This window comes from Streptosporangium sp. LJ11 (genome assembly GCF_051918945.1).
Lineage (GTDB): Bacteria > Actinomycetota > Actinomycetes > Streptosporangiales > Streptosporangiaceae > Streptosporangium.
On sequence record NZ_JBPXMB010000054.1, the window covers coordinates 17,929 to 31,949 of the forward strand.

Annotated in this window: 13 protein-coding genes and 1 riboswitch; of the genes, 9 read left to right on the forward strand and 4 right to left on the reverse strand. The window is 70.0% G+C overall.

What is annotated here, in order from left to right; all coding sequences use genetic code 11:
• Positions 1 to 1,038 carry an ABC transporter ATP-binding protein gene (locus ACTOQ3_RS42500; RefSeq protein WP_440074010.1) on the forward strand — a complete coding sequence of 346 codons (1,038 nt, stop codon included), beginning with the start codon at positions 1 to 3 and terminating at the stop codon, positions 1,036 to 1,038.
• Complete coding sequence (locus ACTOQ3_RS42505) at positions 1,022 to 2,035, forward strand: ABC transporter ATP-binding protein (protein WP_440089690.1); 1,014 nt, start codon at positions 1,022 to 1,024, stop codon at positions 2,033 to 2,035. The genes ACTOQ3_RS42500 and ACTOQ3_RS42505 overlap by 17 nt, the downstream gene beginning before the upstream one ends.
• 212 nt (positions 2,036 to 2,247) lie before the next feature.
• On the opposite strand, the gene ACTOQ3_RS42510 is transcribed toward ACTOQ3_RS42505, so the two are convergent.
• Together ACTOQ3_RS42510 and ACTOQ3_RS42515 are read right to left on the reverse strand one after the other, a co-directional pair.
• Positions 2,248 to 2,847, reverse strand: a complete 600-nt coding sequence (locus ACTOQ3_RS42510; protein ID WP_440089691.1) for a hypothetical protein — start codon at positions 2,845 to 2,847, stop codon at positions 2,248 to 2,250.
• A gap of 509 nt (positions 2,848 to 3,356) precedes the next feature.
• On the reverse strand, positions 3,357 to 4,163 hold the full coding sequence (locus ACTOQ3_RS42515) for an SAM hydrolase/SAM-dependent halogenase family protein (protein WP_440089692.1): 807 nt from the start codon (positions 4,161 to 4,163) through the stop codon (positions 3,357 to 3,359).
• A 117-nt stretch (positions 4,164 to 4,280) separates the two neighbouring features.
• Between ACTOQ3_RS42515 and ACTOQ3_RS42520 the strand changes: the two genes are divergently transcribed.
• Positions 4,281 to 4,583 carry a DUF3263 domain-containing protein gene (locus ACTOQ3_RS42520; RefSeq protein ID WP_440089694.1) on the forward strand — a complete coding sequence of 101 codons (303 nt, stop codon included), beginning with the start codon at positions 4,281 to 4,283 and terminating at the stop codon, positions 4,581 to 4,583.
• Between the two features lie 82 nt (positions 4,584 to 4,665).
• On the forward strand, positions 4,666 to 5,445 hold the full coding sequence (otsB, locus tag ACTOQ3_RS42525) for a trehalose-phosphatase (RefSeq protein WP_440089696.1): 780 nt from the start codon (positions 4,666 to 4,668) through the stop codon (positions 5,443 to 5,445).
• Positions 5,446 to 5,553: 108 nt separating this feature from the next.
• Here the strand turns inward: otsB and ACTOQ3_RS42530 are convergent, their stop codons facing one another.
• Together ACTOQ3_RS42530 and ACTOQ3_RS42535 are read right to left on the reverse strand one after the other, a co-directional pair.
• Positions 5,554 to 6,747, reverse strand: coding sequence for an MFS transporter (locus ACTOQ3_RS42530; RefSeq protein ID WP_440089698.1), 1,194 nt, complete (start codon positions 6,745 to 6,747; stop codon positions 5,554 to 5,556).
• Between the two features lie 83 nt (positions 6,748 to 6,830).
• Positions 6,831 to 8,255, reverse strand: a complete 1,425-nt coding sequence (locus tag ACTOQ3_RS42535) for an alpha,alpha-trehalose-phosphate synthase (UDP-forming) (RefSeq protein ID WP_440089700.1) — start codon at positions 8,253 to 8,255, stop codon at positions 6,831 to 6,833.
• A 230-nt stretch (positions 8,256 to 8,485) separates the two neighbouring features.
• On the opposite strand from ACTOQ3_RS42535, the gene ACTOQ3_RS42540 reads away from it, so the two are divergent.
• The 5 genes from ACTOQ3_RS42540 (at position 8,486) to ACTOQ3_RS42560 (ending at position 13,391) form a co-directional block, all read left to right on the forward strand.
• A complete protein-coding gene (locus ACTOQ3_RS42540) occupies positions 8,486 to 9,043 on the forward strand; it encodes an RNA polymerase sigma factor (RefSeq protein WP_344744275.1) in 558 nt (185 codons plus the stop codon).
• A 296-nt stretch (positions 9,044 to 9,339) separates the two neighbouring features.
• Entirely contained in the window at positions 9,340 to 10,872 is a 1,533-nt protein-coding gene (locus tag ACTOQ3_RS42545; RefSeq protein WP_440089701.1) for a S1 family peptidase, read from the forward strand.
• 218 nt (positions 10,873 to 11,090) lie between these two features.
• A riboswitch (SAM riboswitch) is annotated at positions 11,091 to 11,233 on the forward strand.
• Between the two features lie 14 nt (positions 11,234 to 11,247).
• Positions 11,248 to 12,546 (forward strand): threonine synthase, encoded by a 1,299-nt coding sequence (gene thrC / locus ACTOQ3_RS42550; protein ID WP_440089703.1) that lies wholly within the window; start codon positions 11,248 to 11,250, stop codon positions 12,544 to 12,546.
• Between the two features lie 22 nt (positions 12,547 to 12,568).
• Positions 12,569 to 12,844 (forward strand): MoaD/ThiS family protein, encoded by a 276-nt coding sequence (locus ACTOQ3_RS42555; protein ID WP_350977546.1) that lies wholly within the window; start codon positions 12,569 to 12,571, stop codon positions 12,842 to 12,844.
• Between the two features lie 346 nt (positions 12,845 to 13,190).
• Positions 13,191 to 13,391 (forward strand): cold-shock protein, encoded by a 201-nt coding sequence (locus ACTOQ3_RS42560; RefSeq protein WP_012895270.1) that lies wholly within the window; start codon positions 13,191 to 13,193, stop codon positions 13,389 to 13,391.
• The last annotated feature ends 630 nt before the right edge of the window (positions 13,392 to 14,021 follow it).

The window sequence follows — 14,021 nt, forward strand, 5'->3', positions numbered from 1 at the left end:
GTGAAGAAGACCTCAACGCCGGTGGTGCCGTCCAGGGAGGCGCCGGGCAGCGAGCCGCTGCTCGCCGTCGACGACCTGCACGTGGAGTTCGTGACCAGGCAGGGCCTGGTCAAGGCGGTCAACGGGGTCAGCTACTCGCTGAACCCCGGGGAGACGCTCGCGGTGCTCGGCGAGTCCGGCTCGGGCAAGTCGGTGACCGCGCAGGCCATCATGGGCATCCTCGACTCCCCGCCGGCCCGCATTCCCAAGGGCGAGATCCGCTTCCGGGGCACGAACCTGCTCGACCTGTCCGAGGAGGCCCGCACCCAGGTGCGCGGCCGGCGGATCGCGATGATCTTCCAGGACGCGCTCTCCGCGCTGAACCCGGTGTTCACCGTCGGCGCCCAGATCGGGGAGATGTTCCGGGTGCACCGGGGCGCCTCCAAGCGCGACGCCCAGAAGAAGGCGATCGAGCTGATGGACCGGGTCCGCATCCCGGCCGCCAAACAGCGGGTGCACGACTACCCCCACCAGTTCTCCGGGGGAATGCGCCAGCGCATCATGATCGCGATGTCGATCGCGCTCGACCCCGAGGTGCTGATCGCCGACGAGCCGACCACCGCCCTCGACGTGACGGTGCAGGCCCAGATCATGGAACTCCTGGGCGAGCTGCGGCGCGAGAGCAACATGGGCCTGATCCTGATCACCCACGACCTCGGCGTGGTGGCCGACGTCGCCGACAAGATCGCGGTCATGTACGGCGGGCGGATCGTGGAGAACGCCCTCGTGCACGACATCTACCGCAGGCCCGCCCACCCGTACGCCAAGGGCCTGCTCGACTCGATTCCCCGGGTCGACCAGAAGGGGCAGGAGCTGTACGCCATCAAGGGCATGCCGCCGAACCTGCTCGACATGCCCACGGGCTGCGCCTTCCACCCCCGGTGCCCGTACCGTCAGGACAACTGCGTCGTCGACGCGCCCCCGCTGTACGAGATCGGCCCGACGCGCGGCAGCGCGTGTCACTACTGGAGGGAGGTCCTCGATGGCAGCCACGGGTGAGCCGATCCTTGAGGTCCGCGACCTGGTCAAGCACTTCCCGCTGACCCAGGGCGTCATCCTGCGCAAGCAGGTCGGCGCGATCAAGGCCGTCGACGGGGTCTCCTTCGACCTGCGCCGGGGCGAGACGCTCGGCATCGTGGGCGAGTCCGGGTGCGGCAAGTCCACGCTGGCCAAGCTCCTGATGGCGCTGGAGCGGCCGACCTCGGGCTCGGTGAAGATCAACGGCAGGGAGATCGCCGACGCCAGGCGCGGCGAGCTCAAGCGGGCCCGCCGCAACATCCAGATGGTCATGCAGGACCCGTACACCTCGCTGAACCCCCGGATGACGGTGGGCGACATCATCGGCGAGCCGTTCGAGATCCACCAGGAGGTCGCCCCCAAGGGGGACCGGCGCCGCAAGGTCCAGGACCTCCTCGAGGTGGTCGGCCTCAACCCCGACCACATCAACCGCTACCCGCACCAGTTCTCCGGCGGCCAGCGCCAGCGCATCGGGATCGCCCGCGGGCTGGCGCTCCAGCCGGAGATCATCGTCTGCGACGAGCCGGTCTCCGCGCTGGACGTGTCGATCCAGGCGCAGGTCGTCAACCTGCTGGAGCGGCTGCAGGACGACCTCGGCCTCGCGTACGTCTTCATCGCCCACGACCTGTCGGTGGTCCGGCACATCTCCGACCGGGTCGGGGTGATGTACCTGGGCAAGATGGTGGAGATCGGTAAGGACGTCGAGATCTACGACCGGCCCGCGCACCCCTACACCCAGGCGCTGCTGTCGGCCGTTCCGGTGCCCGACCCCGAGGGGCGCGAGCGACGCGAGCGGATCATCCTCCAGGGTGACCCGCCGTCCCCCGCCAACCCGCCGTCGGGCTGCCGGTTCCGTACGCGGTGCTGGAAGGCCCAGGAGATCTGCGCCGTCGAGGAGCCGCTGCTGCAGATCCGGCCCGGCACCGCGCACGCGAGCGCCTGCCACTTCGCCGAGACCCACGACGTGATCCACGTGTAGGAGAGCGCCAGGGAGAGGGCGGGGAAGGCGACGGCGGACACGGCCCCGGAGGCGGGGAGGGGCGGGGAGCCCGGAGAGCCCGCGGGCGGGGGCACGCAACAGCCGGACCCGAGACAGCAGGACCCGGAACAGCGAAGGGCGCGACCCCCACATGGAGTTGTGGAGGCCGCGCCCTGTCTGCTTCACCGCTTCACCGCAGGGTGTCTGCCCTGCTAGAGGATGTCGACGCCGACGCCGCCGATGCCGACGAGGCCGCCGATGCCGACGCCGTGGCCGGTTCCGCTGCCGCTGCTGATGATGTTGCCGCCGCCGCCGATGGTGTTGCCGCCACGGCCGAAGAGGCCGCCGCCGAGGATGCCGCCCCCGCCGAAGCCGCCGCCGAAGCCGCCGCCGTAGAAGCCGCCGCCGCCGAAGCCGCCACCGTAGACGCCGCCGCCGTACACGCCGCCGCCGTAGCAGCCGCCGCTGTAGAGGCCGCCACCGTAGAGGCCGCCGCCGTACACGCCGCCACCGTAGACGCCGCCGCCGAGGACGCCGCCACAGCCGATGCCGCTGCTCACGGCGGTGGGGATGACGGTGGTGCCGTACGTGACGGTGCTCGTCGGGACGAAGGCCGCAGCGCCGCTGACGACGCCGACGCCGCAGCAGTCGGCGGCCTTCTTGGCGGCCTTGGCCTTGGCGGCGGCCTTGACGACCGACTGGGCGCTGACCTTGGCCGTGGAGGTGGAGGAGGTGGACGCGGACGCGACCGCGGCCGGCGCGATGACGGCGATACCGACACACGCGGAGGTGATGAGAAGACGACGAATCATTGTGGTTCCCCCTGGAAGGAAATCGTCGCGGCAGTGTCTGGGGCCTCTGGAACGGACCGTCTGCACGCGGCTACTCAAAGTAACGGGAGTGAGACTATCCAGCGACATGCTTTCTGGAGGGTCAAGAATGGTCAGCTTGTGGCAATGATCGCGGGGTTATATCCGAACGAAACTCGGCCGATCGCCGATCCGATCCGGGCGCGTTCGGCCTTTCACGTCTCGCCGAATTCCTTAATCGCCAGGTCAGCTCGTATATCCGGTCGAGGGCGGCTTCCCGGCGGGCGGCAGGGCGGGAAGGGCCTGCCCCAGGGGGGGAGCCGTCGCCGCGAAGGCATGCCGGCGGCCACGGAGAGGGCGGCGCGGTCACATTTTCCATGGGGGATCGGGAAACGTCACCTGAATTCCGGCATGCGTGATTCCGGTGGAAAAAGCTACCGACGAAAAAGGTGCTTCACTAAACGGGATGATGCATGGCGTGATTTCCTCTTAAATCACATTTGTTGTGCATGTCAGGGAGAGGGGGAGAGCCGAACGTGGGCGCCGGGCGGCAGGCCCAGCCGCTGGGAGGCGTCGCCGGAGTTGACCGCCAGCGCGATCAGCCCGGCCGAGTCGATGAAGGCCACGACCTCCCCGGGCGGGACCGCGGCGAAGGTCTCCCTGAACGGCACCGAGAGCCGTCGCCTGCCCAGCCAGACCACCAGGGTGTCTCCCGGCGCGACGTCCAGCGTCATCAGATCGCCGGAGCCGATCGACAGCTGGGCGTTGCCGTGCCGGTCGACCGACAGCACCTCCCCCTCGACGTAGTCCTCCCGCAGCACGGAGGTGGGCGCGGGCAGCGAGACGAGCCGCTCCAGCGGGATCTCCGGTCCCAGCTCGGACGGATGGCACCCGATCGCCAGGTGCGCCGCCACCGGGGCGAAGAGATCGCGGCCGTGGAAGGTCGGCGAGACCGGTTCCAGGAAGAGCTCCTTGTTGGAGAGCTCGTAGGCGGCTCGCGCGCCCCCGCTGGCGTGGATCGCCCACGACAGCAGCCCGTTGTCCGGGCCCAGGAACATGTGGTCGCCGGCCTGGACGGCCACGGCCCGGCGCGAGCCGCCGCCGCCGGGATCCACCACGGCGACGTGCACGCCCGAAGGAAGGTAGGCGATCGTCTGGGCCAGGATCGCCGCACCGCGCCGTACGTCCCCCGAGGGGACCAGATGGCACACGTCAATGATTCGCGACTCCGGAGAGATTCCGACGATCACGCCGTGACATGCGGCGATGTAGCCGTCTTCCAGTCCGTAGTCGGTGAGAAGGCTGATGACAGAGGTCACATCTGGTGACTGTACGTCTCCACATCCGTCATGAACAGCGCGAAATTCCGGACTATCCTGACTTCGGGCCGCGCGTGCGCGGTGTGGTCGCCGCGTGCCCCGAGGTAGGAGGAAGCAATGGACACCGCGTCGAGCTCCGGTGACAGCGCTGCTCCGGAGCCCGCGCCGAGGGCTCTCACCGACAGGGAGCGCGAGCTGCTCGCCTTCGAGCGCCAGTGGTGGCGCTACGCGGGCGCCAAGGAACAGGCGGTCCGCGAGGCCTTCGACATCTCCGCGACGCGCTACTACCAGTTGCTCAGCGAGCTCATCGACCTGCCGGCGGCGCTCGCCCACGACCCGATGCTGGTCAAGCGCCTGCGCCGGCTCCGGGAGACCCGGCGCCGCGATCGTGCCGCCCGGAAAATGGGCTTACGCCCCTGATGTTCGGGTACGACCGGTCGGACGGCGATCGCGAGAGCGGAGCCGGTATGACGGCGAACACACTCGACAGGCTGAGGCGGGCATGACGACGAATACGTCCGACGGGCTGAAGGCGATCGTCGCCGACCCGGCGGGAGCGGTGATCGGGCTCGACTTCGACGGCACGCTGTCCCCGATCGTCCCGGACCCCGCGGCGGCCAGGATCCACCCCGGCGGGGCCGAGGTGCTGGCCAGGCTCGGCCGCCTGGTCGGCGCCGTGGTGATCGTGACCGGCCGTCCGGCCGCCACGGCCGTCGAGTACGGCTCCCTGGCCGGTGTGCCGGGGCTGGTCGTGCTCGGGCACTACGGCCTCGAACGCTGGGAGGCGGGGGCGCTCGCCGCGCCGCCCGTCCACCCGGGCCTCGACCTCGCCCGCACCGGGCTCGTCCCGCTGGTGGCGGGGATCGAGGGGATCAGGATCGAGGACAAGGAGCGGTCGGTGGCCGTGCACACCCGGCAGGCCGCCGACCCGTGGGCGGCGCTCGACGCGCTGCGCGAGCCGGTCGCCGCGCTGGCCGCCGGTGCGGGGCTGGCGGTGGAGCCGGGCAAGTTCGTGCTGGAGCTGCGCCCGCCGGGGATGGACAAGGGGGTGGCGCTGAGCGCCTTCCTGGGCGAGCGGGCCGCCAGGTCGGTGCTGTTCGCCGGGGACGACCTGGGCGACCTCGCGGCGTTCGCGGCCGTGCGGGCCTCCGGGCTGCCGGGCGTGACGGTGTTCAGCGGGTCGCCCGAGATCGAGGTGGAGGCCGACATCGTGGTGGACGGGCCGCCGGGGGTCCTGGAGCTCCTCACCTCGATCGCCGACGCCGTCGAGAGGGAGGCGTAGGGCGAAGCCCGCCCGGGTGAGCCGTCCGCCCGGAGGGGTCCGCGGACGCTCGTGCGCCCACGTGCGCCCAGGTGGAGCTACGCGCCGGGAGTCCCCGCCCGCGTCCGCTCAGGCGGGCTCGCCGGCGCCCGCCCGGAGACGTCCGCCCGCGGTGATCAGCAGCCCTCCGACGGCGAGCCCGATCAGGGCGGGGACCATCAGGAACGCCTGCTGGGTGCCGAACCCGTCGGCCAGCGCGCCCAGCAGGAACGGCCCGATCCCCACCGCCAGCCCGGCGAAGATCGAGGCCATCGCCGACGCCCGGTCCCGCCGCCCGCCGGAGGCGGCCAGCACCCGGGACAGCGCCATCGGGAAGTGCAGCGCGATCCCCAGTCCCGACACGGCCAGGCCCGCGTAGGAGAACACCGGGTTCGTGCTCAGCCAGAAGATCGCCCACCCGGCGGCCGCGACCAGGAGGGCGCCGAGGAACAGCACGGTCGGGGGCACCCGCAGGGCCAGCCAGGCCCCGGCCAGCCGCCCGGCCGCCATCCCGGCGGTGAACGCCGCGACCGCGGTCGCGGACACCGCCGCGGGCAGCCCGGTCTGGTCGGAGAACAGCTTGGCCGCCCACAGGTTGAAGGAGAACTCCGTCGCGACGCAGCAGAACAGCACGGCGGCGGCGAGGTAGAACCGCCAGCCGAAGCGGGCACGCCCCTCCGCGGCGGCGCCGCCGGTGGTGTCGCCGGGCTCGGGAAGCCGTACGCGCCCCATGACCAGCGCGAGCAGCGCGGCCAGCGCGGGGGTCACCAGCAGCGCGGCCCGCCAGCCGAGGGCGCTCTGCGCGGCGGCGCTGACCACGAACGGGACCCCGATGCCGACGATCACGCAGACGGCGTTGGCCTCGCTGATCGCCGCCGGGCCCGCGGGGCCGTGCCGGTCGTCGAGCGCGGCCATGCCCGAGTACAGGGTGATCGAGGACATCCCGCTGGCGACGCCGTACCCGAGGAGAGTGACCGGCAGCGCGGTGGGCGCCGCCGCGACCATGAGCGTGCCGGCGCTCATCCCGGCCATCCCGGTCCAGATGACGGCCCGGCGGCCGATCCTCCCGGTCAGCCAGGGCAGGGCGAGGCCGGTGATGATGCCGCCGACGGCCATCGCCGTCCCGTGCAGCCCGGCGACCGCCTGGGACACGCCCTGGTCGAGGCGGAGCAGCGGGAGCGCGGCGCTGAGGCCGTACAGGTAGGTGGCGAAGACACCGAGCTGGAGGTAGATCAGCCAGGTCGCGCGGTCGCGGATCAGCCGGACGGGCGCGATCGCGGTCAACTCGGTCTCCCGTACGCCAGAAAAGTGAAATAGCCACAAAAACTATCTCATACAGGTCTAAAACCGCTTAATGATCTGGGTCGTCACCCGAGGGCGTCGAGCTGCTCGGCGAACCACCGGTGCGGGGGGAGCGCGGTCGCCGCGGCGGCCAGCAGGACCCCCCTCCTGGCGCGCTCGTCCGAGGGCATCGTCAGGCCCTCGTGCAGCGCGGCGGCCGTGGCCGAGACGTCGTAGGGGTTCACCGTCAGCGCGTGCTCGCCCAGCTCGACGGCGGCGCCGGCCTCCCGCGACAGCACCAGCGCGCTGTGCGGCGACAGGATCGGCCCCTCCTTGGCGACCAGGTTCATGCCGTCGCGGATCGGGTTGACCAGCAGCACGTCGGCCAGCCGGTAGGCGGCCAGTGAGCGCGGGTAGTCGTCGTCGACGTTGAGGATCAGCGGGTCCCAGTCCTCGGTGGCGTACTCGTCCTCGATCTCCTCGGCGCAGCGCTGCACCGCCGCGGTGTACTCGCGGTACTCGGGCAGGTCGTGCCGGGACGGGTAGGCGAAGGCGAGATGGGTGACCCGGCCGTGCCACTCCGGGTGGGCAGCGAGGAACTGCTTGTAGGCGACCAGTCCCCGCACGATGTTCTTCGACAGCTCCGTCCTGTCGATCCGCACGATGAGCCTGCGGTCGCCCACCTGGGCGCGGAGCGCGGCCATGTGCGACTCCACGTCGGGCTCGGACGCCCGCGTCCAGAGCGCCTTGCCGTCCACGCCCAGGCTGTGGGTGCCGATCCTGGTCGTCCTGCCCGCGTGCGTGACCGTACGCTCCCCGCGGTCGACCCGCGCGCCGAGCACCGTCTCACAGCAGTCCATGAACGCCCCGCCCCAGCGAGCGGTGAGGAAGCCCGCGTGGTCGGCGCCCAGGATGCCCTCGAGGAGCTCGGTCGCGACGTCGTCGGGGAGCAGGTTGAAGTATTCGGGCGGCGCCCACGGCGTGTGCGAGAAGTGCGCCACCCGCAGGTCGGGGCGCTCCCCCCTGAGCATGGCCGGGACCAGGCTCAGGTGGTAGTCCTGCACCATCACCCGCGCCCCGTGCGGGGCCTCCTCGGCCAGCGCCATCGCGAACGCCTCGTTGTAGGACTGGTACGACTCCCACTCACGGCGGAACCTGGCGTCGAAGTAGGGCCTGTTGGGGATGTCGTACAGGAGGTGGTGGACGAACCAGAGGGTGGAGTTGGCGACCGCGTTGTACGCGCGGTGGAAGGTCGCCGGGGGGATGTCGAGCATCCGCAGCGCCCCGGTGTCGTAGCCCGCCTGGTCGAGCCGGCCGCCGGGGGCCAGCCGCACGGCGCCGCGGTCGCCGTCGGACAGCGCCGCGCAGACCCACAGGACGTTGAGGTCTTTCGCGACCTCCGACAGGCCGGAGACCAGGCCGCCACCTCCCCTGCGCATGGACAGCGAGCCGTCCTCGGAGAGGGTGAAGGAGACGGGGCCGCGGTTGGAGGCCACCAGGATCGCGCTCATCGATTCTCCTTGAGCGTGGAGACCCCAAGGTTAACCGGCACCTGGTCGGGATGTCCTCGCTCTTCAGGTCATGGAAGGAACGGCGTCCATCGAATTGTGTCAGCTCTTGTCAGCAGGTGGAGTGATGAGCCCCGCTCTATCACCCTTTTTGTGGCGATGAGGGAGGGTCACCATCCGCGACCCCCGACCGTAGGATGTCCAGCGACCGTGACCGCTGATGGGGGCCCGTGATGGCGCTGGACGAGACGACCGAGGACCTGGCCCGATCGGCCGCCCAGGGCGACCACCGCGCTCTCGGCGAGCTGCTGAAGCGGATCGAGCCCGCCGTGCTCAGGCACTGCGGCCGGATCCTCCCCTTCCGGCAGGACGCGGAGGAGGCCTGCCAGGACACCCTGCTCGCGGTGGCGCGCAACATCGGCCGCTTCGAGGGGCGCGCACGGTTCAGCACCTGGCTGCACATCGTGACCGCCAACTGCGCCAGGACCACCTACCGCTCGCTGAAGCGCCGCGCGGCCGAGCAGAGCTCCGACGAGCTGCCGCTGCAGAAGCCGGACGTCGCCCGGGTGAGCGTGATCGCCGGGTCCCGGCTGGACCTGCTCGACGCGATGGAGGCGCTGGAGGCCGAGAAGCCGGAGCTGGCCCAGGCGCTGGTGCTGCGCGATATCTGCCAGCTCGACTACAACGAGGTGGCCGAGCAGCTCCGCATCCCGCTGGGCACCGCCAAGTCGCGCATCCACCAGGCGCGCAAGTACGTCCAGGGCGCCCTGGGCGACGCCTACGGCTTCTGACCGCCGCCCGGTCCGCGAAAGGTGCCCAGTCGGTCAGGCTCCGACCGGCTGGGAGCGGTACCGGGCTGGGGCTTTCGACCGGCTGGAACGGCACCCGGTGAAGATACGGCAGGTGCGGACGGCGCCCGGTTCGGGGCGAGCCGCCGACGGAAACCGTTCGAGCGCACCTTCCGTGTGGCGTGCGGCTCCGGCGGCCTCACCTGATTTAAGGTGGCGTTGCCCGCATCATGTGATCAACCGGTGACATGTGGTGATCTCCCCTCGCGCTTCACAGGCAAAGGTCGAGGAGAGCCCACATGTTCCGTAGACACGTTGTCATCGCATCATGCGCCCTGACGGCCAGCGCACTTGCCCTGGCAGCCGTACCGGCCGGCGCCGAACGCCACGCGACGGGCGCCCCGGCCACGCCCGCCGCCGCGTCGGCCATGTCGGCCATGTCGGCCGCGCTGAAACCGCCACCGGGCATGCTGGCGGCGCTCGGGCGCGACCTGGGCCTGACCCCGGCGCAGGCCCAGGCCCGGCTGCTCAACGAGGTCCGGCTGACCCCGATCGCGACACAGCTGAGCAGAAGGCTCGGTTCCCGTTTCGGCGGCACCTGGCTCAGGGGAAGCACCGCGCACACCCTGGTGGCGGCCACCACCAGTGCCGCCGACATCCCCACGATCCTCGACTCGGGAGTCCAGGCCGAGATCGTCACCAGGTCACTGGCGGAGCTCACCATGATCAAGCGTGAGCTCGACGAGACCCTGCCGCCGCAGCCGCTCGTGTCGAGCGCGCGCTACGTCGACGTGAAGAGGAACAAGGTGGTCGTCCTGTCCACGCAACCCCAGGCGGCCGAGAACGTCATCGAGAGCGCCGAGGTGAACAAAGCGGCGGTAGTGGTGCTGCCCTCCACCGAGGTTCCCCAGCCGCTGTACGACCTGGTGGGCGGCGACGCCTACTACATCGGCGGCACCAGCCGCTGCTCGATCGGCTTCTCCGTGCTCAAGGACACCCGGCAGGGTTTCGTCACCGCGGGTCACTGCGGCAGGACCGGCGCCGCCACCACCGGCTTCAACCGCATCGCCCAGGGCACCTTCGAGGGATCGGTCTTCCCCGGCAGCGACTACGCCTGGGTCTCGGTCAACGACAACTGGACGGCCACCCCGACGGTGGACAACGGCCAGGGCGGCACCGCGCCCGTCGCCGGCGCCCAGGTCGCCGTCGAGGGAGCCTCGGTCTGCCGGTCCGGCTCCACCACCGACTGGCACTGCGGCCTCATCCAGCAGCGCGACGCCAGTATCACCTACCCCCAGGGCAACGTCTTCGGGCTGACCCGCACCACCGTCTGCGCCGAATCCGGGGACTCCGGCGGCTCGTTCATCTCCGTCGACCAGGCCCAGGGCGTCACCTCCGGCGGCTCCGGCGACTGCAACCAGGGCGGCACCACCTACTTCCAGCCGATCGCCCCGATCCTCACCGCCTACGGCCTGGCCCTGAGGACCACCGCGGGCAATCCGCCGCCGCCGGTCACGGGCACCTGCAACGGCTTCCCCAACACCCACAACGGCACCCTGGCCGCCGGTGGGGCCGCCTACCAGCCGAAGGGTCTCCACTACAGGCCGACCGCCGGGGGCCTCCACTTCGCCTGCCTGGACGGCCCCGACGGCACCGACTTCGACCTGTACCTGCAGAAGTGGAACAGGGCGGGCTGGTCGGTCGTCGCGACCTCCAGCAGCGCGGGTCCCGACGAGAGAATCTCCTACAACGGCACGCCCGGCTACTACCGCTACCGGGTGGTCTCCGTGGCAGGCTCCGGCTCCTACACCCTGGGGATCCGAGTGCCGTGACCGCTCCGGCGGGTCGCCTCCGGCGGCGACGACCGGGAAGGGGGCGGGACCCCGCCTGCCGTCCGGGGCGCGTGCCGGGTGCCCCGCGAGCGGCGGCCAAGGTTCGATCGTCCGGTGGATAACACGCCATGTCTCGCACAGTGAGACAAGGAGTCAGGAGGGCGGCGGGTCGGGGTAGAGTGCTGAGGACCTGCGCGTCAGGTTTCCAACTGAATATTTGCTCATCCAGAGGGGTGGAGGGACCGGCCCTGCGAAGCCCCGGCAACCATCCCGGTTCAAGACTCGTGATCTGAACGAGGTCGGCCGGGACAGGTGCCAATTCCGGTCTGTGACCAGGGTGGTCCGCAGACGAAGATGAGGGAAAGGCCTCGCTTCATGGCGCTCGCAACCACTGAGAACAACACCACCACCACCTCCTCCGGTCGTGCCGGCGACGCGCGAGACCGGCGCTTCGGCCCCGCCGTCGCCCTGTCCTGCCGGGAGTGCGGTGCCCGCTACGACCTCGGCCCCAGCTTCGCCTGTAACGAGTGTTTCGGGCCCCTTGAGATCGCGTACGACTTCGGGCGTGTGACCCGGGAGCGGATCGCCGAGGGGCCGACCAACATCTGGCGCTACCGCTCGCTGCTGCCCGTCCCCGACGACGTGGCCGCCAAGCCCAACATGGCGCCCGGCTGGACCAAGCTCGTCAACGCCGGCAACCTCGCCCGCGAGCTGGGCATCCGCTCCCTGCACGTGAAGGACGACTCCGGCAACCCCACGCACTCCTTCAAGGACCGCGTGGTGGCCATCGCCGTCGAGGCCGCCCGCAACTTCGGTTTCCACACTCTTTCCTGCTCCTCCACCGGCAACCTGGCCGGCGCCGTGACCGCCGCCGCCGCGCGGGCCGGGCTGGACGCCTGCGTGTTCATCCCCTCCGACCTGGAGCAGGCCAAGATCGTCATGGCCTCCGTGTACGGCGGCAGGCTCATCGGCATCGAGGGCACGTACGACGACGTGAACCGCTTCTGCTCCGAGCTCATCGGCGACGAGCTGGGCGACCAGTGGGGCTTCGTCAACGTCAACCTCCGGCCGTACTACGCGGAGGGGTCCAAGACCCTGGCCTACGAGATCGCCGAGCAGCTCGGCTGGCGCATCCCCGACCAGATCGTCATCCCGGTCGCGTCGGGCTCGCAGCTCACGAAGATCGACAAGGGCTTCAAGGAGCTGGTCGCGCTCGGCCTGGTCGAGGACAGGCCGTACAAGATCTTCGCGGCCCAGGCCGAGGGGTGCTCCCCGGTCTCCGCCGCCTACAAGGCGGGCCACGACGTGATCCGCCCGGTCAAGCCGGACACGATCGCCAAGTCGCTGGCGATCGGCAACCCGGCCGACGGCCCGTACGTCCTGGACATCGCCCGCCGCACCGGCGGCGCGGTCGAGGACGTCACCGACGCCGAGATCGTCGACGCGATCCGGCTGCTGGCCAGGACCGAGGGCATCTTCGCCGAGACCGCCGGGGGCGTCGTCGTCGGGGTGCTGCGCAAGCTGGTCGCCTCGGGCACCCTCGACCCCGACGCCGAGACCGTGGTGCTCAACACCGGAGACGGCCTCAAGACCCTCGACGCGGTGGCCGCGGAGGCGCGCCCGACCGCGGTGATTCGGCCTTCTCTTGACGCATTCCGTGCGGCTATCGCCTAGAAATCGTGAAAGGTACTGAATTATGAGCGTTTCTGTGCGGATTCCGACGATTCTCCGGACTTACACCGATGGTGCCGCCGAGGTGAACGGAGAGGGTGAGACCCTGCGTGATGTTCTTCAGAAGCTCGACGCGGACTTCCCGGGGATCGGCGCCCGGATTCTTGATGAATCGGGAAAGATCCGACGTTTTGTCAACGTCTATGTAGGGGATGAGGACGTCCGTTTTGTCGACAACCTCGACACGGCCACGCCCTCCGGCGTCCAGGTCTCCATCATCCCGGCGGTGGCCGGAGGTTGATTCTCCCGCCCTGAGGCGGCGCTGACCGCCCCGCGCCACCCTCGGGGCACCCGCGACTCCACGGCACCCGCCCGGCTCAGGCCGGGCGGGTGCCGTATTTTATGATGCAAGCTCATATTCGTGGACTAGATGGATGATGTAACCCTTAACTAACTAATAGTGATAGTGAAACTCTGTTCTCGTACTAAAAGCTCTCGTAAAGCGGTAGTTTGGTGCTTGACTCTGTTGCCCTACCGCTTCCCACAGGTATGGTCGGAACGATCGACGTGGCGAAGTCCGTCCCGGCGATTGAGGACTTCGCGAGAGGAATGGGCGTCGTCCTTAAGACCAGTAAGAGGAGTCGCAAGTGGCGCAGGGCACCGTCAAATGGTTCAACGCGGACAAGGGCTACGGCTTCATCGCGGTAGACGGTGGTAAGGATGTGTTCGTCCATTACTCCGCGATCATGATGGACGGCTACCGGGCCCTCGAGCAGGGCCAGCGGGTCGAGTTCGAGATCACCCAGGGTCAGAAAGGTCCCCAGGCGGAGTCCGTCCGGGCGGTCTGACGTAGCCGTTTCGTGAATTCGCAGGGAAGAGCCGGTGGATCCCGCGGTATCGCAGTCCGCTGGATCCTCACCGCCCAGGCCCGGCTCGCCCCCCTTCAGGTGAGCCGGGTCTTCGCGTCGTACGGGACACGTGGCCGCACGTGGCCGCGCGGGGGTACGGGTCGAGAGGCGGGGTGGTGGTGCGCGGTCGCGCGGAGACGCCCGGAGGCGCACGCGGGCGCGCGAAGCCCGCGGGGGCGCGGAACGCGCGGCGGGCCGATGATGACGCGCGGCCCACATCGACGTGACGCGAGATCTACGTCCACATGACACGGAGCTGACGTCTCCGTCTCGGGCGGCGCAGGTCAACGGATCGTGGCTTGCACTCGGCAGGGTAGAGTGCTAAATAGATTGTTGGCACTCACGCATAGAGAGTGCCAATCCTGGATCGAGGCGATGGGGCCCGCCGAACGGAGTCGTGGGCCCACATGCCGTCGCGGGCGTCGACTCGATCCGGTGTAAGCCACCCTTTCTCTGGGAGGTTAGCCGTATGGCAGCCAAGATGATCGCGTTTAACGAGGACGCCCGGCGCGGTCTCGAGCGCGGCATGAACCAGCTCGCGGACGCCGTCAAGGTGACCCTCGGCCCCAA

Bases quoted from the DNA above. Each gene is read 5' to 3' on its own strand.
- thrC (WP_440089703.1), top strand. From the start codon at position 11,248: ATGGCGCTCGCAACCACTGAGAACAACACCACCACCACCTCCTCCGGT.
- otsB (WP_440089696.1), top strand. From the start codon at position 4,666: ATGACGACGAATACGTCCGACGGGCTGAAGGCGATCGTCGCCGACCCG.
- ACTOQ3_RS42545 (WP_440089701.1), top strand. From the start codon at position 9,340: ATGTTCCGTAGACACGTTGTCATCGCATCATGCGCCCTGACGGCCAGC.
- ACTOQ3_RS42520 (WP_440089694.1), top strand. From the start codon at position 4,281: ATGGACACCGCGTCGAGCTCCGGTGACAGCGCTGCTCCGGAGCCCGCG.
- ACTOQ3_RS42540 (WP_344744275.1), top strand. From the start codon at position 8,486: ATGGCGCTGGACGAGACGACCGAGGACCTGGCCCGATCGGCCGCCCAG.
- ACTOQ3_RS42535 (WP_440089700.1), bottom strand. From the start codon at position 8,255: ATGAGCGCGATCCTGGTGGCCTCCAACCGCGGCCCCGTCTCCTTCACC.
- ACTOQ3_RS42510 (WP_440089691.1), bottom strand. From the start codon at position 2,847: ATGATTCGTCGTCTTCTCATCACCTCCGCGTGTGTCGGTATCGCCGTC.
- ACTOQ3_RS42505 (WP_440089690.1), top strand. From the start codon at position 1,022: ATGGCAGCCACGGGTGAGCCGATCCTTGAGGTCCGCGACCTGGTCAAG.
- ACTOQ3_RS42555 (WP_350977546.1), top strand. From the start codon at position 12,569: ATGAGCGTTTCTGTGCGGATTCCGACGATTCTCCGGACTTACACCGAT.